Source organism: Paracoccus endophyticus, assembly GCF_003286075.1.
In the GTDB taxonomy this organism is placed as follows: domain Bacteria; phylum Pseudomonadota; class Alphaproteobacteria; order Rhodobacterales; family Rhodobacteraceae; genus Paracoccus; species Paracoccus endophyticus.
The window spans coordinates 215,805-232,670 of the sequence record NZ_QLUV01000001.1 but is presented as its reverse complement, the minus strand read 5'-3'; the positions used below and the strand labels follow the sequence as shown (position 1 = coordinate 232,670).

Annotated in this window: 15 protein-coding genes and 1 tRNA gene; 13 read left to right on the top strand and 3 right to left on the bottom strand. The window is 72.0% G+C overall.

All coding sequences use genetic code 11. From position 1 onward, the window contains the following. Positions 1-88: 88 nt before the first annotated feature. The 3 genes from argB to DPQ23_RS01140 all read left to right on the top strand — a co-directional run bounded on the left by argB (position 89) and on the right by DPQ23_RS01140 (position 2,494). Positions 89-988 carry an acetylglutamate kinase gene (gene argB, locus DPQ23_RS01150; RefSeq protein WP_112873295.1) on the top strand — a complete coding sequence of 300 codons (900 nt, stop codon included), beginning with the start codon at positions 89-91 and terminating at the stop codon, positions 986-988. A gap of 88 nt (positions 989-1,076) precedes the next feature. Continuing rightward, positions 1,077-1,595 (top strand): SixA phosphatase family protein, encoded by a 519-nt coding sequence (locus tag DPQ23_RS01145; RefSeq protein ID WP_112872835.1) that lies wholly within the window; start codon positions 1,077-1,079, stop codon positions 1,593-1,595. Between the two features lie 239 nt (positions 1,596-1,834). Further along, a complete protein-coding gene (locus DPQ23_RS01140) occupies positions 1,835-2,494 on the top strand; it encodes a L,D-transpeptidase (protein ID WP_112872834.1) in 660 nt (219 codons plus the stop codon). 29 nt (positions 2,495-2,523) lie between these two features. Here DPQ23_RS01140 and DPQ23_RS01135 read toward each other — a convergent pair whose 3' ends face one another. Beyond that, on the bottom strand, positions 2,524-3,813 hold the full coding sequence (locus DPQ23_RS01135; protein ID WP_112872833.1) for a PP2C family protein-serine/threonine phosphatase: 1,290 nt from the start codon (positions 3,811-3,813) through the stop codon (positions 2,524-2,526). 114 nt (positions 3,814-3,927) lie between these two features. On the opposite strand from DPQ23_RS01135, the gene DPQ23_RS15285 reads away from it, so the two are divergent. Beyond that, the gene (locus DPQ23_RS15285) at positions 3,928-4,098 is read left to right on the top strand and encodes a hypothetical protein (protein ID WP_162630595.1); all 171 of its coding nucleotides are present in this window, start codon (positions 3,928-3,930) and stop codon (positions 4,096-4,098) included. Positions 4,099-4,152: 54 nt separating this feature from the next. Then, the gene (locus DPQ23_RS16025; RefSeq protein WP_276310542.1) at positions 4,153-4,278 is read left to right on the top strand and encodes a hypothetical protein; all 126 of its coding nucleotides are present in this window, start codon (positions 4,153-4,155) and stop codon (positions 4,276-4,278) included. Positions 4,279-4,285: 7 nt separating this feature from the next. On the opposite strand, the gene ilvA is transcribed toward DPQ23_RS16025, so the two are convergent. Continuing rightward, positions 4,286-5,569 carry a threonine ammonia-lyase IlvA gene (gene ilvA, locus DPQ23_RS01130; RefSeq protein ID WP_112873294.1) on the bottom strand — a complete coding sequence of 428 codons (1,284 nt, stop codon included), beginning with the start codon at positions 5,567-5,569 and terminating at the stop codon, positions 4,286-4,288. Between the two features lie 194 nt (positions 5,570-5,763). Here ilvA and DPQ23_RS01125 point away from each other — a divergent pair, with 194 nt between their 5' ends. From DPQ23_RS01125 to ptsP, 6 genes are all read left to right on the top strand, one after another. Then, entirely contained in the window at positions 5,764-6,996 is a 1,233-nt protein-coding gene (locus DPQ23_RS01125) for an argininosuccinate synthase (protein ID WP_112872832.1), read from the top strand. A gap of 241 nt (positions 6,997-7,237) precedes the next feature. Then, a tRNA-Cys gene (locus DPQ23_RS01120) sits at positions 7,238-7,311 on the top strand. A gap of 103 nt (positions 7,312-7,414) precedes the next feature. After that, entirely contained in the window at positions 7,415-8,608 is a 1,194-nt protein-coding gene (locus tag DPQ23_RS01115; protein ID WP_112872831.1) for a 3-deoxy-D-manno-octulosonic acid transferase, read from the top strand. Between the two features lie 108 nt (positions 8,609-8,716). Further along, entirely contained in the window at positions 8,717-9,142 is a 426-nt protein-coding gene (locus DPQ23_RS01110) for a DUF1178 family protein (protein ID WP_112872830.1), read from the top strand. 78 nt (positions 9,143-9,220) lie between these two features. Continuing rightward, positions 9,221-10,477, top strand: a complete 1,257-nt coding sequence (locus DPQ23_RS01105) for an aspartate kinase (RefSeq protein ID WP_112872829.1) — start codon at positions 9,221-9,223, stop codon at positions 10,475-10,477. Between the two features lie 93 nt (positions 10,478-10,570). Further along, positions 10,571-12,814 carry a phosphoenolpyruvate--protein phosphotransferase gene (gene ptsP, locus DPQ23_RS01100; protein ID WP_112872828.1) on the top strand — a complete coding sequence of 748 codons (2,244 nt, stop codon included), beginning with the start codon at positions 10,571-10,573 and terminating at the stop codon, positions 12,812-12,814. A gap of 14 nt (positions 12,815-12,828) precedes the next feature. Here ptsP and DPQ23_RS01095 read toward each other — a convergent pair whose 3' ends face one another. Next, complete coding sequence (locus tag DPQ23_RS01095) at positions 12,829-13,485, bottom strand: arylesterase (protein ID WP_170310746.1); 657 nt, start codon at positions 13,483-13,485, stop codon at positions 12,829-12,831. Positions 13,486-13,596: 111 nt separating this feature from the next. Between DPQ23_RS01095 and DPQ23_RS01090 the strand changes: the two genes are divergently transcribed. Beyond that, positions 13,597-14,277 carry an ABC transporter ATP-binding protein gene (locus tag DPQ23_RS01090; RefSeq protein WP_112872827.1) on the top strand — a complete coding sequence of 227 codons (681 nt, stop codon included), beginning with the start codon at positions 13,597-13,599 and terminating at the stop codon, positions 14,275-14,277. Continuing rightward, positions 14,274-16,805 carry an ABC transporter permease gene (locus tag DPQ23_RS01085; protein WP_112872826.1) on the top strand — a complete coding sequence of 844 codons (2,532 nt, stop codon included), beginning with the start codon at positions 14,274-14,276 and terminating at the stop codon, positions 16,803-16,805. The genes DPQ23_RS01090 and DPQ23_RS01085 overlap by 4 nt, the downstream gene beginning before the upstream one ends. Positions 16,806-16,866: the final 61 nt, after the last annotated feature.

Sequence of the window (16,866 nt, the reverse complement as noted above, 5' to 3'; positions counted from 1 at the left end):
TGGGGCGCCGCTGCGGCTGGACCTTGCCGGGCATGCGGCATAGCCTGCCCCGCGAACCCATCAGGGACGCCGGATGAGACAGCAGAACATGGACCGAGACTTTGCCGCCCCCGCCCGCACCCTGTCCGAGGCGCTGCCCTACATGCAGCGCTATGCGGGCGCCGTCGTGGTCGTCAAGTTCGGCGGCAACGCCATGGGCGACGACGCGGCGATGGCCGAATTCGCCCGCGACATCGTGTTGATGAAGCAGGTGGGCATCCACCCCGTCGTCGTCCACGGCGGCGGACCGATGATCAACGACCTGCTGGACCGGCTGGGGATCGAAAGCCGCTTTGTCCGCGGCAAGCGCGTCACCACGGCCGAGGCCGTGCAGGTGGTCGAGATGGTCCTGTCGGGGCTGGTCAACAAGCGCATCGTCCAGGCGATCAACGATGCGGGCGGGCGCGCCATCGGCATTTCCGGCAAGGACGACGACCTGATGGTGTGCGAGGCCGACGACCCCGAACTGGGCTTCGTGGGCCGCCCGATCGAGATGAACGTGCAGATCATCCGCGACCTTTATCTGGCCGGGCTGATCCCGGTGATCGCGCCGGTGGCGACGGGGATGGCCGACAACGAGACGTTCAACGTCAACGGCGACACCGCCGCGGGGGCCATCGCGGGGGCGCTGCGGGCCGACCGGCTGCTGCTGCTGACGGACGTGTCGGGGGTCAAGGACGCCTCGGGGCAGGTGCTGACGCAGATCCATCCCGACCAGCTGCGCGCCATGATCGCCGACGGAACCATCGCCGGCGGGATGATCCCCAAGACCGAGACCGCGCTGAAGGCGCTGGAGGATGGCGTGCGCGCCGTCGTCATCCTGGACGGGCGCGTGCCGAACGCCACCCTGCTGGAACTGTTCACCGAACAGGGCGCGGGCAGCCTGATCCGGTCCAGCGAGGCGCGCGTCAAGCCGCACGGGCTGCGCCAGGGCGACAGCGGGCTTTGACCGCAAGGGCCGCGCGCGCACACGCGGCGCTTGCGGCACTGCGGGGGCGATGGCAGTCTTGCCGCAGTTGGACCCAGAAAGGGTAGTGATGACGCCGAACGGACACTGCCGCCTGATCCTGACCCGCCATGCAAAGTCGGACTGGGACGACCCCACGGTTCCCGACCACGATCGCCCGCTGAACGCGCGCGGCCGCCGGACGGCCCGTGCCCTGGGCGACTGGCTGGCCAGCCGCGGCCATCACCCCGAAGAGGTGCTGTGTTCCGATTCCCGCCGCACCGTCGAGACGTGGGAACTGGTCGAGGGCGCGGTGTTCGAAACGCGCCCGGCGGTCCACGCCGACCGGCGGCTGTATCTCGCCGCGCCGGACACCATGCTGGAGGTGCTGCGCACCGCGCGCGCGCCCACGGTGATGATGATCGGCCACAACCCCGGCATCGCGGCGCTTGCACAGAAATTGCCCGCCCGCCCGCCGCTGGACCCTGACTTTCGCCGCTATCCGACCGGGGCGACGCTGGTGGTGGATTTCCAGGCGGACGACTGGTCTCAGGTCGCCGAGGGCCAGGGCAGCGTTCTCGACTTCGTGCGGCTGGACGGCCGCCCGTAAGCGCCACCAGCAAGCGCCGGGCGGCGAACGCGGCGGGCAACTGCCAGTTGCAGGCGGCGGGTTTACTCGGTCCGCCGCGTGCCGCCCCGGACCGGCAGCTCTGGCTGTCGCGCAACAGCGTCGGGGGATCTGCGGACATGACAGCGGTTTGATTTGCTCCGCCCACGAAGCGGTCCTAATCCGCCAGCCAGAGATGCCCAGAAGGCCGCGCCAGGCGGCCCGGCTTACAGGAGACAGCCATGCGCCACACGACGCCGCCCGCCCTTGACCGGCGGGCCTTCCTTGCCACCTCGGTCGCAATGGGCGCGGCCGGTCTTGCCGGCGCGGCCTCGGCACAGGCGATCGACCCCTATACGGGTCAGCCGCTGGCGGGTGCGCCGGTCGCGGGCGCGACCCCGGATGCGGGCGTGGTCCAGTACGATTCGCAGCAGGACAGCCGGCGCAACATCTCGAGCTTTCGGGTGCAGGACTGGCGCCCCTATTTCACCGACCTGACCAACGGCGCGGTTCTGGTCGACCTGACGTCGCGCGCGCTCAGCTACTGGTCCGAGGACGGGGCGACCTTCCGGCTGTACCCGACCTCGATTCCGGTCAGCGAGGATCTGACCCGCCGCGGCCGCACCGAGATCATCAAGAAGGTCGAGGGCCCCACCTGGTCGCCCACGCCCGAGATGAAGAAGCGCAACCCCGAGTGGCCGGACTTTGTCCCCGCGGGGCCGGACAACCCGCTGGGAACCCACGCCCTGTGGCTGAGCTGGCAGTATTATCGCATCCACGGCACCCATGACACGCGCAAGATCGGGCGCAAGTCGTCGAACGGCTGCATCGGGCTTTACAACGAGCATATCCAGGAGCTGTTCGGCCTGACGAAGATCGGCACCCAGGTGCTGCTGATCTGACGCGGCCCGGCCGCCCGGGGGTCGCGCGGTCAGCCCGCGCCGCCCTCCTCGCGCGCCAGCGAGATCAGCTGCGCGCCCGACAGATGCTCGACCAGGATGGCCGAGACGTCGTCGGCGCGCTGGCCGCCCGAAAACTCGGACACCGACCACGCGATCGATTCCAGCAGCGCCTCGCCGGTCAGGGGCGCGTTGATCTGCAGCATGGCGCGCAGCCCCTCCTCGCCCAGTTGCTGGCCGCGGGCGCTGATCGCCTCGGTGATGCCGTCCGAGGCGATGAACAGCCGGTCGCCGGGGGCCAGCGTCAGCGTCACCTCGTCGAACTGCGCGTCCTCGAACAGGCCGACGGGCATGCCGCCCTGGCCGATCCGCTCGATCGCGCCGGATGCGCGTTGCAGCATCGGATGCGGATGCCCGGCCTGGATCAGCCGGACCGCGCCGGTGGACAGCTGCATCTGGGCATAGACGATCGTCGCATAGGCGTCGGTGCGCAGGCTGTCGAGGATCATGGCGTTCAGCGAGCGCACCACCTCGGCCGGGGGCGGGATCGTCGGGCGGTCGGGGTGGTCCAGCCCGTCCAGCTGCGCGGCCAGCCGCGCGGTGAACAGCGCCGCGGTGACGCCATGGCCCGACACATCGACCGCATGCAGCGCCACGGTGTCGTCGTCCAGCTGGCGAAAGCCCACCAGATCGCCCCCGATCAGCCCCGCCGGCCGCCACAGCAGCGACGCCCGCATGGCCCCGAAGCGGCGCTGGCGTTCCCGGACCAGCCCCTGCTGCAGCTTGCGCGCCTCGCGCAGGTCGCCGGTCATCACCTCCTGCGCCTGGCGCAGGTCGGCAAGCGTGGTCTGAAGGGCCTGGTTCGTGGCCTCCAGCCGGTCCTGCATGTCGATCACGCGCTCGCCGGCCGCAAGGCGGGCCAGCAGCTCGGTCCCCGACACGGGCTTGGTCAGGACATCGTCCGCGCCCGATTGCAGGCCCAAGGCGATGTCGGCCCTGTCGGTCCTTGAGGTGAGCAGCACGAAATAGCCATAGCCGGGCCGGTCGATCGCGCGGTGCGCCCGGCACAGGTCGGGCCCGGCCATGCCGTTCATCATCCAGTCCGACACGATCAGGTCGGGCTTTCGGGTGCGGCACACGTCCAGCGCGTGATCGGGGTCGCGGGCCTCGATCACGTCATAGCCCGCGCGGGTCAGCAGCACCGACAGCAGGCGTCGGTGCGCGCGGCTGTCGTCCACCACCAGCACCAGCCGCCGCCGGGCCGGAGGCGGGCGGCCCGGATCGCGTGCGGCAGGCGGGACAGGGCGATTCGACGGACTCATGCGCAACCATTAGCCGGGTCGGGTAAACCGGCGGTTAAGGGGCGACCGGGCCTGCGTTAACCTTGCGTCAACCCGGCGCTGCTAGAGCGGGGCAGACCTGGTGCGGGGCCTGCGATGATCGACTGGAAACGACTGTGCGAGATGCATCGCGACCTGGGGGACCCGGACTTCCGCGCGATCCTGGACCTGTTTCTGGACGAGATCGAGGACGCCGTGATGCGGCTGGACACGGTCCCGCCCGAGGGGCTGGGGACGCGGCTGCATGTCATCAAGGGCAGCGCCTAGACCATCGGCCTGGCCGAGCTCGGCCGGCTTTGCCAGTCGTGCGAGACGCAGGTCATGCGGGGCCGCGCGGATCAGGTCCGCACGGCGGCGCTGACCGACAGCTATGCCATGTCAAGGCAGATCCTGATGCGCGACCTGGACCGCGTGCTGGGTGGCCAGGCCGGCGCGGCGGTGGCCTGAGGCGCGGTCAGATCAGGAATTCGGACAGCACCACGTCGCCGGTGATGTCGCGCCAGTCCAGCCCGGCCTGCCGCAGCCGGTCGTTCAGCGCGGCAAGGTTGGCGGGGTGCGTCGTCTCGATCCCGATCAGGACCGAGCCGAAGTTGCGGGCCGATTTCTTGAGGTATTCGAACCGCGCAATGTCATCGTCGGGCCCCAGCAGGTTGAGGAACTCGCGCAGCGCGCCGGGCCGCTGCGGCAGGCGCAGGATGAAGTATTTCTTGACGCCCGCGTGCCGCTGGGCGCGCTCGCGCACCTCGGGCAGGCGCTGGAAATCGAAGTTGCCGCCCGAGCAGACGCAGACCACCTGCCGCCCGGAAAGCTGCCCGCGCGCCGCCAGCTCGGCCAGCGCGTCGATGGCCAGCGCGCCCGCGGGTTCCAGCACGATCCCCTCGACGTTCAGCATCTCCAGCATGGTGGCGCAGACCCGGTCCTCGGGGGCCAGCACCAGGTCGGCGGGGACAAAGCGCGACAGGGTGGCGAACGGCAGGTCGCCGATCCGCGCGACCGCCGCGCCGTCCACGAAATTGTCCACGGTGGGCAGGGTCACCGGCTGCCCCGCCGCCAGCGCGGCGTGCAGGCTGGCGCCGCCCGCAGGCTCGACCAGGGCAAAGCGCGTCGCGGGCGCGCGTTCGGACAACAGCCGCGCCATGCCGGCTGACAGGCCCCCGCCGCCGACCGGCAGCACCACCAGATCGGGCGGCGGACCCTGGTCCAGGATCTCGTGGCCGACGGTGGCCTGGCCCGTGATCACCTCGGCATTGTCGAAAGGCGACAGGAACACGCTGCCGCTGTCCTGCGCCATCGCCTGCGCGGCCCGCAGGCTTTGGTCGAAATAGTCGCCGAACAGCTCGATGTGCACCGAATCGCCGCCGAACATCCGCGTCTTCTGGATCTTCTGCTGCGGCGTCGTGACGGGCATGAAGATCGTGCCCTGCGCCCCGAACTCGCGGCAGGCATAGGCCATGCCCTGCGCGTGGTTGCCCGCGCTGGCGCAGACAAAACGCGCGCCGGGCCGCAGCGCCAGCGCCTTGCGCATCGCCGTCAGCGCGCCCCGCAGCTTGTAGCTGCGCACCGGGGTCAGGTCCTCGCGCTTGAGCCAGATGTCGGCGCCGTAGCGGTCCGACAACAGGGCGTTGCGCTGCAGGGGCGTGGGTTCGAACAGCGGCCGCAGAGCGGCCGCCGCATCGGCCACGGCGTCGGCGAACGGGCCGGAACCGGCGTGCGGTGGGATCGGGGCGGGCGTCTGCATCGCCTTGATGTGCGCGCATCCGGGCCGCATGGCAAGCCGGCGCGGGGCCGCGCCCCGTCCCGCCCGGTCCCGCGCCCGCGCCCGCGCCCGCGCCGCGGCATCCGCCGCTGGCGGGGCGTCCGCCGCCTGCCCTTGTGACGCTGGGCAAAACGCCCTATCCCCGCCGGCGATCATGTCCGCACGGAGAGACCGCCATGACCGAGGCGCCCAAGAAAGTAGTCCTGGCCTATTCCGGGGGGCTGGACACCTCGATCATCCTGAAATGGCTGCAGACCGAATACGGCTGCGAGGTCATCACCTTCACCGCCGACCTTGGCCAGGGCGAGGAGCTGGAGCCCGCGCGCGCCAAGGCCGAGATGCTGGGCATCGCGCCCTCGAACATCCACATCGAGGATGTGCGCGAGGAGTTCGTGCGCGACTATGTCTTCCCGATGTTCCGCGCCAATGCCGTCTATGAGGGGCTTTACCTGCTGGGCACCTCGATCGCGCGGCCGCTGATCGCCAAGCGGCTGGTCGAGATCGCGCATGAGCATGGCGCCGATGCGGTGGCCCACGGCGCCACCGGCAAGGGCAACGACCAGGTGCGGTTCGAGCTGTCGGCCTATGCGCTGGACCCGGCGATCAAGGTGATCGCGCCGTGGCGGCTGTGGGACCTGACCAGCCGCACCAAGCTGATCGAGTTCGCGGAAGCCAACCAGATCCCGATTGCCAAGGACAAGCGCGGCGAGGCGCCGTTCAGCGTCGATGCGAACCTGCTGCACACCTCGTCCGAGGGCAAGGCGCTGGAAAATCCCGCCGAGGAAGCGCCGGACTATGTCTATCAGCGCACCGTCAGCCCCGAGGACGCGCCCGACCGGCCCCAGTATGTCGAGATCGCGTTCGAGCGGGGCGACGCCGTGGCCATCGACGGTCAGGCGCTGTCGCCGGCGACGATCCTGACGCGGCTGAACGAACTGGGCGGCGCGCATGGCATCGGCCGGCTGGATTTCGTCGAGAACCGCTTCGTCGGGATGAAGTCGCGCGGCATCTACGAGACGCCGGGCGGCACCGTCCTGCTGGAGGCGCACCGGGGCATCGAGCAGATCACGCTGGACAGCGGGTCGGGCCACCTCAAGGACAGCCTGATGCCGCGCTATGCCGAGCTGATCTACAACGGCTTCTGGTTCAGCCCGGAACGCGAGATGCTGCAGGCGCTGATCGACAAGAGCCAGGAGCACGTGACCGGCACCGTCCGGCTCAAGCTCTACAAGGGCTCGGTCAGTTGCGTGGGCCGCTGGTCGGACCACAGCCTGTATTCCGAGGCGCATGTCACGTTCGAGGACGACGCGGGCGCCTATGACCAGAAGGACGCGGCCGGTTTCATCAAGCTGAACGCCCTGCGGCTGAAGCTGATCGGCAACCGCAACGCGCGGGTCCGGGGCCGCTGAGGCCACCCGCGCGCGCCGACGCGGGGCAGGCCGCGGGGACACCGCGCCTGTCTTGCAGGCCTGCCCGGTCCGGTTTTGCCGGGCTGCGGGCGGGGGCGCTGGCGAGGGGCGTCCAGGACGGTCCGGCCCTGGTGCGCCCGCGCGCAAGCGGCTGTCCGCGCCAACGCCGCGCGCCCGGCCACCTCATGCGATCCGCTTGCGCGGCCCTGGGCTTTGCCTTATCTGTCGCGCACCTCACGGCGGCGGGTTGGCGGAGAGGTTACGCAGCGGATTGCAAATCCGTGAAGACCGGTTCGATTCCGGTACCCGCCTCCACCATCAACCCGCGACATCCGCAAGGCTTGGCGGGCGCGGCGACCCGGGCCATCCTGGCGCATCCCCTGGTCGCACCGATCGCCCGACAGCCTGGAACCCCCGCATGATCTATCGCGCAGCAACGTATCTGGCGGGTGCCGTGCTGCGCGGGGCCGCGCCGCTTGCCGGTCCCGAGGCGCGGCAGCGCATGGTGCTGGACGCAGGCCCGCCCGATGTCTCGGGCGGGGTCTGGCTGCACGGGGCCTCGGTGGGCGAGCTGAACTCGGCCCGGGTGCTGGCGTCGCATCTTGCCGCCGCGGTGCCGGTGCTGGTCACGGCCAACAGCGTGACCGGGCGGGCCGTGGCGCAGGGCTGGGGGTTGCCCGCACGGCTGGCGCCGCTGGACGTGCCTGGGGCGGTCGAGCGGTTCCTGGACGCGGCCCGGCCCGCCCTGGTCGTGACGATCGAGAACGAGATCTGGCCCAATCGCGCCGCCTCGGCCCGGCGGCGCGGGATCGCGCAGGCGGTGGTGGGGGCCCGGATGTCGGCCCGCTCGGCGGCGCGCTGGGCGCGGATGCGCGGGCTGGTGGCCCCCGTCCTGGGCGGGCTGGACCTGCTGTCGGCGCAGGACGCCGCGACCGAACGGCGGCTGGCCGCGCTGGGGCTGCGGCCGCAGGCGCTGGCGCCGCGCACCAACCTCAAGCTGATGGGACCGGCCGCCTGGCCGCCGGTCGCGCCCGATGCGCGGCGCGACGCGACGTGGCTGGCCGCCTCGACGCACGAGGGCGAGGACGAGATCGTCCTGGACGCCCATGCCGCCCTGCGCGCGACGCGGCCGCGGCTGCGGTTGATCCTGGCCCCGCGCCATCCCCGACGGGCCGACGCCGTGGCCGCGCTGGCGCGCGCGCGCGGCCTGTCCCTGGCGCGCTGGCGCGACGGGCCGGACCCGGACGCCGCGGTGACGCTGATCGACCGGCTGGGGGTGATGCGGCCCGCGGCCGCGGCGGCGGGCCTTTGCCTTGTCGCGGGATCGCTCAGCGATCGCGGCGGCCATACCCCGTGGGAGCCGGCGGCCTGCGGCTGCGCGCTGCTGCACGGACCGGACGTGTCGAACTTTGCGCAGGATTTCGCGCGGCTTGCGGCCGCGGGGGCGGCCCGCGCGATCACCGGGGCGACCCTGGCCGCGGCGGTCGGCGCCCTGGCCGACGATCCCGCCGCGGCGCGCGCCATGGGGGCCGCCGCCCGCGCGACCCTGGACCGCGAGGCGCCCGATCCCGCCGCCCTGACGGCCCGGCTGCTGGCGCTGCTCGGGCGCTGACGGCCGCGCGGCCCGCGACCCCGCGTGACCCCGTGCGACCCCGCGGCCCCTTGCACGGCGGCCGCGCGGGGCCGATATTTGCCGCCAGGGACAGGAGTTTCCGTCACGATGATCCGCTATGCGCTGCGCTGCGACAAGGGGCACGACTTCGACAGCTGGTTCCGGTCGGCCAGCGGCTCTGACGCGCTGCTGTCGGGGGGGCAGGTCAGCTGCGCGGTTTGCGGCTCGACCAGCATCGCCAAGGCGCCCATGGCCCCGGCGGTGCCCGTGCGCGCCGCCGACGAGGAGGCGCATCCGCTGAAGGCCCCCGCCAGCACCGTCGAGCAGCGGCTGGCCGAGCTGCGCGCCCATGTCGAGCGAACCTCGGACTATGTGGGCGATGCGTTTGCGACCGAGGCCCGCGACATGCACGAAGGCCGCAAGCCCGAGCGCGCCATCCACGGCGAGGCCCCGCTGGAGGAGGCCCGCGCCCTGCTCGAGGAGGGCGTGCCGATCACCCCCCTGCCGTTCCTGCGCAAGCGCCGGGTGAACTGAACCGGCCTGCGGCGCCACTTGCGAATGGCGGGCGCCGGCCCTAGAAGCCGTCCGGTTGATCCTGGCAGGGGGCCGTCGATGCCGCTTCTGGTGATGAAATTCGGGGGCACCTCGGTGGCCGACCTGGACCGCATCGCGAACGCCGCCCGCAAGGTGCAGCGCGAGGTCGAGCGCGGCCATGACGTGATCGTCATCGTCAGCGCCATGTCGGGCAAGACCAACGAGCTGGTCGGCTGGGTCGAGGGGACCTCGCGCCTGTATGACGCGCGCGAATACGACGCCGTCGTCGCCAGCGGAGAGAACGTCACCGCCGGGCTGATGGCGCTGCGCCTGCAGGCGATGGGCGTGCCCGCGCGCAGCTGGCAGGGCTGGCAGGTGCCGATAAACACCACCGCGCAGCACGGATCGGCGCGCTTCGTGTCGATCCCGCGCGCCAATATCGACCAGAAGTTTGCCGAAGGCATGAAGGTCGCCGTCATCGCCGGGTTCCAGGGCATCGGCCCGGACGGGCGCGTGACGACCCTGGGGCGCGGCGGGTCCGACACCACCGCCGTGGCCTTTGCCGCCGCTTTCGGGGCCGAGCGCTGCGACATCTATACCGACGTGGACGGCGTCTACACGACCGATCCGCGCATCAGCCGCAAGGCCCGCAAGCTGGACCGCATCGCCTTCGAGGAGATGCTGGAGCTGGCCAGCCTGGGCGCCAAGGTTCTGCAGACGCGCTCGGTCGAGCTGGCGATGCGCTACAACGTCCGCCTGCGGGTGCTGTCGTCCTTCGAGGATACCGATGAAACCAGCGGCACGCTGGTCTGCGATGAGGATGAGATCATGGAATCCAAGGTCGTCTCCGGCGTGGCCTATTCGCGCGACGAGGCCAAGATCACGCTGGTCACGGTCGAGGACCGGCCCGGCATTTCCGCCGCCATCTTCGCGCCGCTGGCCGAGGCCGGCGTCAACGTGGACATGATCGTCCAGAACATTTCCGAACGCGACTACGACGATCATCCGGGCGCGGTCACCGACATGACCTTTTCCTGCCCCGTCAACCAGGTCGATCGCGCCCGCCGCGCGATGGAGGATGCCCGCGCCGCTGGGCTGATCGCCTATGACGAGCTGAGCGTGGACGACGACGTGGCCAAGGTGTCGGTCGTGGGCATCGGGATGCGCAGCCATGCGGGCGTCGCCGCGCGCATGTTCAAGGCGCTGGCCGACGAAAACATCAACATCAAGGTCATCGCCACCAGCGAGATCAAGATTTCGGTGCTGATCGACCGGCGCTATATGGAACTGGCCGTGCAGGCCCTGCATGATGCCTTTGACCTGGACAAGGCCTGAGCGCGCCGGATGAGGACCGCGGGGCGGGCGGGACGTGGCCGCAGGGCCGTGCCTGCCGTCACATCAGGTTGACCAGGAAGGGTTGACGGGCCGATGCCGAACCGGGGCGAAAGCGACTCTCGCAAGCTGCTGGGCCGACTGCGCGACACGCTGGCCGCGCCCGGCGACGGGCAGGCGCGGCTGGACAGCATTGCCCACCACATAGCCGATTCGATGGGCACGCAGGTGTGCTCGATCTATCTGTTCCGCGATCCCCAGACGCTGGAACTGTGTGCGACCGAAGGGCTGCGCCCCGAATCCGTGCACAAGACCCGCCTGCGGCTGGGCGAGGGGCTGGTCGGCCGCGTGGCCCGCACCGGCCGCCCCCTGAACACCGCCAACGCGCCGGCCGAACCCGGCTTCCGCTTCATGCCCGAAACCGGCGAGGAGGTGTTCCCGTCGTTCCTGGGCGTGCCGATCCAGCGCGTCGGGGAAAAGCTGGGGGTCGTGGTCGTGCAGTCGCGCGCGGCGCGCGAGTTCACCGAGGACGAGATCTACGGCCTTGAGGTCGTGGCCATGGTGCTGGCCGAGATGGCCGAGCTGGGCGCCTTCGTGGGCAACGACGCCCAGCCCTCGACCCACCGCTTTCCCGCGATGATCCGCGGCCTGGCCGGGCAGGAGGGCGCGGCCGAGGGTCAGGTCTGGCTGCACGAGCCGCGGGTGGTGGTGACCAACCCCGTCGGCGACGATCCCGACAAGGAGCGCGCGCGCCTGACCGAGGCGATGGCGATGCTGCGCCGGTCGCTGGACGAGATGCTCAGCACCAACGCCATGCCCAAGGGCGAGGGCGCCGAGGTGCTGGAAACCTACCGGATGTTCGCCCAGTCCCGCAGCTGGCTGCGGCGGATGATGGACGACATCGAACGGGGCCTTTCCGCCGAGGCGGCGGTCGAGAAGGAACAGCTTCAGACCCGCGCGCGGCTGGAAGCCTCGCCCGATCCCTATCTGCGCGACCGGCTGCACGACCTGGACGACCTGGCCCACCGGCTGCTGCGCATCCTGACCGGGCAGGGGCGCGACACCGGGGCCGAGATGCCGCCCAACCCGGTTCTGGTCGCGCGCAACATCGGCCCCGCCGAGCTGCTGGATTATGGCCGCCGCCTGCGCGGCGTCGTCCTCGAGGAAGGCAGCGTCGGCAGCCATGCCGCCATCGTGGCGCGGGCGCTGTCCATCCCGCTGGTCATCCACGCGACCCGCATCACCGCCGAGGCGCTGAACGGCGACACCATCCTGGTGGACGGCGACACGGGCATCGTCCACCTGCGCCCCGAGGAGTCGGTGGCCGCCGCCTTCCGCGACAAGATCGCCATGCAGGCGGCAGCCCAAAGCCGCTATGCCGACCTGCGCACCCTGCCGGCGACGGCGCTGTGCGGCTGCCGGGTCGAGCTGCACATGAACGCCGGGCTGATGGGCGACCTGCCCAGCCTCGAAGGCTCGGGCGCCGAGGGGGTGGGGCTGTTCCGCACCGAGCTGCAGTTCCTGACCCGCACCCGCGTGCCCCGCCGCGACGAGCTGGCGGCCATGTATCGCCGGGTGCTGGACAACGCGCACGGCAAGCCGGTGGTGTTCCGCACGCTGGACATCGGGTCCGACAAGGTCCTGCCCTACATGAAGCCTCAGGACGAGCCGAACCCCGCCATGGGGTGGCGCGCCATCCGCGTGGGCCTCGACAAGCGCGGCGTGCTGCAGATGCAGTTGCAGGCCCTGATCCGCGCCGCCGCCGGGCGGGAACTGCAGGTCATGTTCCCCTTTATCGCCGAGGAAAGCGAGTTCACGCAGGCCCGCGCCATGCTGATGCACCAGTTGGAGCGTGAGGGCGCGATGGGCCATGCGCTGCCCAGCGGGATCAAGGTGGGCGCCATGCTGGAAACCCCGTCGCTGGCCTTCGCCTCGCCGGCGTTCTTCCGGGCCTGCGACTTCGTGTCGATCGGCGGCAACGACCTCAAGCAGTTCTTCTTTGCCGCCGACCGAGAGAACGAGCGCGTCCGCCGCCGCTATGACACGCTCAGCACCCCCTTCGTCGCGCTGCTGGCGCAGATCGTGGACCGCTGCACCCAGGCGGGCGTTCCGCTGAGCTTTTGCGGCGAGGACGCGGGCCGCCCGGCCGAGGCCGCGACATTCGCCGCGCTGGGGCTGCGGCGGCTGTCGATGCGGCCGGCGTCGGTGGGGCCGGTCAAGGCGCTGATCCGGCGGATCGACCTGTGCGCGCTGCGCGGCCTGATCGACGCCGCCCGCGACGAGGGCGCCTGCAACCTGCGCCCCGTCGTCACGGAGTATCTGGCCCGCGCGTCGGCCTGACCGGCCCCGTGGCGTCACGGCGCGGCGGCGCATCCCGCCGGGCAGGCGCCCAGGGCCGCGACGAACCCCAGCACCTGCGGCCCCGCCGCCTCGACGATCAGCCGGACGCCGTCCGCATCGGGGTGGATGCCGTCGGCCTGCATGACCGCGCGCGGATCGGGGGCGGCCAGGATCGGCGCCAGCAGCGACGCAATCAGCGGCACGTCATGGCTGTCGGCCAGGTCGGCAAAGGTGGCGTCGAACGCCGCCCGATACTCGGGCCCATAGTTCGCGGGGGCCGCGATCCCGACCAGCATCGCCGGCACCCCGGCCTTGCGCGCGGCGTCAAGGATGCCGCCCAGGTTGGCGCGGACCACCGCCGGGTCGATGCCGCGCAGCAGGTCGTTGCCGCCCAGCGCCACGATCAGCCCGTCCACGTCCGGCGTCAGGGTCCAGTCCACGCGGCTGAGCCCGCCCGCGGTGGTGTCGCCCGACACGCCTGCGTTGACGATGGTCACGTCGGCCCCCCGCCCGCGCAGCCAGGCCTGCAACTGCGGGACCAGCCCGTCATCCTGCGGCAGGCCGTATCCCTGCGTCAGGCTGTCGCCCAGCGCGGCGACCGTCACCGGCCGGGCGATGGCGACGGCCGGCAGCGCCGCGACCAGCATCGCACCCAGAACACGAACGAACATGGCGGGTCCCTTTTTTCCGTTTCCCATGATCTAGTGACGCGCGGCCGCGATGGCACCGGGGGGCCGGATGAAACGTTGCCGTCCATGACCCGCCCGCGCAAAGGACCTGCCATGCCGGACCCTGTTCTGTCCCTTGACGACGTCCGCCTGACGCTGGGGTCCAGCGCCGGCCCCGTCGAGATCCTGCGCGGCATCACGCTGGGCGTGGCGGCGGGCGAGACGGTCGGCCTGGTCGGCCCGTCCGGGTCGGGCAAGTCGTCGCTGCTGATGCTGATGGGGGGGCTGGAACAGGCGACCGCCGGGCGGGTCCGCGCGCTGGGCCGCGACCTGACGGCGCTGGACGAGGATGCGCTGGCGCGGTTCCGCCGCGACCACCTCAGCGTCGTGTTCCAGAGCTTTCACCTGATCCCGACCATGACCGCGCTGGAAAACGTGGCGATCCCGCTGGAACTGGCGCGCCGCCCCGACGCCGAGCAGCAGGCGATGGCCGGGCTGGCGGCCGTGGGCCTGCGCGAGCGCGCCCATCACTATCCCGCGCAGTTGTCGGGGGGCGAGCAGCAGCGCGTGGCGCTGGCCCGGGCGCTGGCGCCCCGGCCCGCGATCCTGCTGGCCGACGAGCCGACCGGCAACCTGGACGAGGCGACCGGCCGGCAGATCGCCGACCTGCTGTTCGGCATGGTGCGCGACGCCGGCACGACGCTGGTGCTGGTCACGCACGCCCCGGACCTGGCCGCCCGCTGCGCCCGCACGATCCGCCTGCGCGACGGCCGGCTCGAGGGCGCGGCAGGATGAGCGGGGACCTGCGCCTGTGCTGGCGCATCGCGCGGCAGGAACTGCGCGGCGGGCTGAGGGGCTTTGGCGTCTTCCTGACCTGCCTTGCGCTTGCGGTGGCGGCGCTGGCGGCGGTCGGAACCGTGCGCGCGGCCATCCAGGCGGGGCTGGCGCGCGACGGCGCGGCGCTGCTGGGGGGCGACGCCGAGGTCGAGCTGACCTATCGCTTTGCCACCGACGCCGAACGCGCCACGCTGGAGGGCATCGCGCAGGCGGTGTCCGAGACGGCCGAGTTCCGGTCGATGGCCACGGTCGGGCAGGGCGGCGCGGCCGAGCGTGCGCTGACGCAGGTCAAGGCCGTGGATGACGCCTATCCGCTGGTCGGCACCGTCGCGCTGTCACCGCCCATCGCGCTAAACCGCGCGCTTGCGCCGGGCGGCGGCCTGCCCGGCGCGGTGATGGAACCTGCGCTCGCGGATCGCCTGGGGCTGTCGGTCGGGGACCGCTTTCGGCTCGGCGTGCAGGACTTCACCCTGACGGCGATCCTGGACCGCTTCCCCGACAACGCGGGCGAAAGCCTGGCGCTGGGGCCGATCACCATCGTGCGGACCGCCGATCTGGCGCAAAGCGGCTTGCTGGGGCCGGGCACGCTGTTTGAGACGCAGTACCGCCTGCGCCTGCCGCCCGGGACCGACCTGGACGCGGCGCAGGCGCAGGTCACGCAGGCGCTGGAGGGCGCGGCCCCGCGCTGGCGCGACGCGCGCGACGGCGCGCCGGGGCTGTCCACCTTCGTGGACCGGCTGGGCGCGTTCCTGGTGCTGATCGGGCTGTCGGGCCTGGCCGTTGGCGGGGTCGGCGTCGCGGCGGCGGTGCGCGCCTATCTGGACGAAAAGGTGCCCGTCATCGCCACCCTCAAGACCCTGGGGGCAAGCCGGGGCACGGTGTTCCTGATCTATCTGCTGCAGGTCGGGGTGCTGACGGCGATCGGCGTCGCGGCGGGTCTGGTGCTGGGCGCGGGCCTGCCGCTGGCGCTGGCCCCGCTGATCCAGACCCGCCTGCCGATGCCCGCGGCCTTCGGCGTCTATCCCGGCCCGCTGGCCGAGGCGGCCGTCTATGGCGTGCTGGCGGCGCTGGTCTTTACGCTGTGGCCGCTGGCGCGGGCGGCCGAGACGCGGGCGGCCGTGCTGTTCCGCTCGGCCGTGGCGCCCGCCCGCCGCCTGCCGGGGGCGCGCTATCTGATGCTGATCGGCGCCGCGGGGGCGGCGCTGCTGGGGGCGGCGGTCGCGTTTTCGGGCAACGGGCGGCTGGCGTGGTGGACGCTGGGGGCGATCGCGGCCACGCTGGCGCTGCTGGCGGGCGCGGCCCTGACCGCGCCGCTGCTGGCGCGGGCGCTGATGCCGCTGGCCCGCACCCGTCCCGCGCTGCGGCTGGCGCTGGGCGCGGTGCGGACCCGCCGGGCCGAGGCGTCGGCGGTCGTGCTGTCGCTGGGCCTGGGGCTGGCGGTGCTGGCGACGGTCGGGCAGATCGACGGCACGCTGCGCACCGCCATCGCGCGCGAGATGCCGGGCGTCGCGCCGTCCTTCTTCTTCGTGGACCTGCAACCCGACCAGATCGACGGCTTCAACGCGCTGGTGCGCGGCCATCCCGCCGTCACCCGCGTCGAGGCCGCGCCGATGCTGCGCGGCGTCATCGCGCAGATCAACGGCCGTCCCGCGGCCGAGGTCGCGGGCGATCACTGGGTGATCCGGGGCGACCGGGGCGTCACCTATTCCGACGACCCGCCCGCCCGCACGACCATCACGGCGGGCGACTGGTGGCCGCCGGACTATGACGGCCCGCCGCTGATCAGCTTTTCCGCCGACGAGGGGGCCGAGATCGGGCTGGCCCTGGGCGACACGCTGACCGTCAACATCATGGGGCGCGACATCACCGGAACCGTCGCCTCGTTCCGCAAGGTCGATTTCCGCAACGCAGGCATCGGGTTCGTCATGTCGATGAACCCCGCCGCGCTTCGGGGCGCGCCGCACACCTGGATCGCCACCGTCTATGCCGCCCCGGGCACCGAGGGCGCGATCCTGCGCGCCGTCGCCGACCGCTGGCCCAACGTCACCGCCATCCCCGTGGCCGAGGCGATCGACCGCGCGTCGGACCTGCTGGCCGGCATCGCCGTCGCCGTGCGCTGGGGGGCCGCCGCCACGCTGGTCACGGGCTTTGCCGTTCTGGTCGGGACCGCGCTGGCGGGCGCGCGCGCCCGGCGCTATGAGGCCGCGATCCTCAAGACCCTGGGCGCCAGCCGGGCGGTGATCCTGGCCAGCCTTGCGCTGCGCGCGGCGATCCTGGGCCTTGTGGCGGGCCTGACCGCGCTGGCCGCGGGGGTGACGGGCGGCTGGGCGGTGGCGCGGTTCGTGCTGGACATCGACCATGCGGTGATCTGGTCCAACGCGGTCGGTCTGGTCGCGGGCGGGGTGCTGGCCACGCTGGCGGCGGAACTTTTCTTCGCGCTGCGGGCGTTGACCGTAAGACCCGCCGCCGTGCTGAGGGCCGACTGAGCGGCCAATGCGGGCGGGCCCGAACCGGAGAGCCGTCCGACGTGCATTGCGATCACACCCA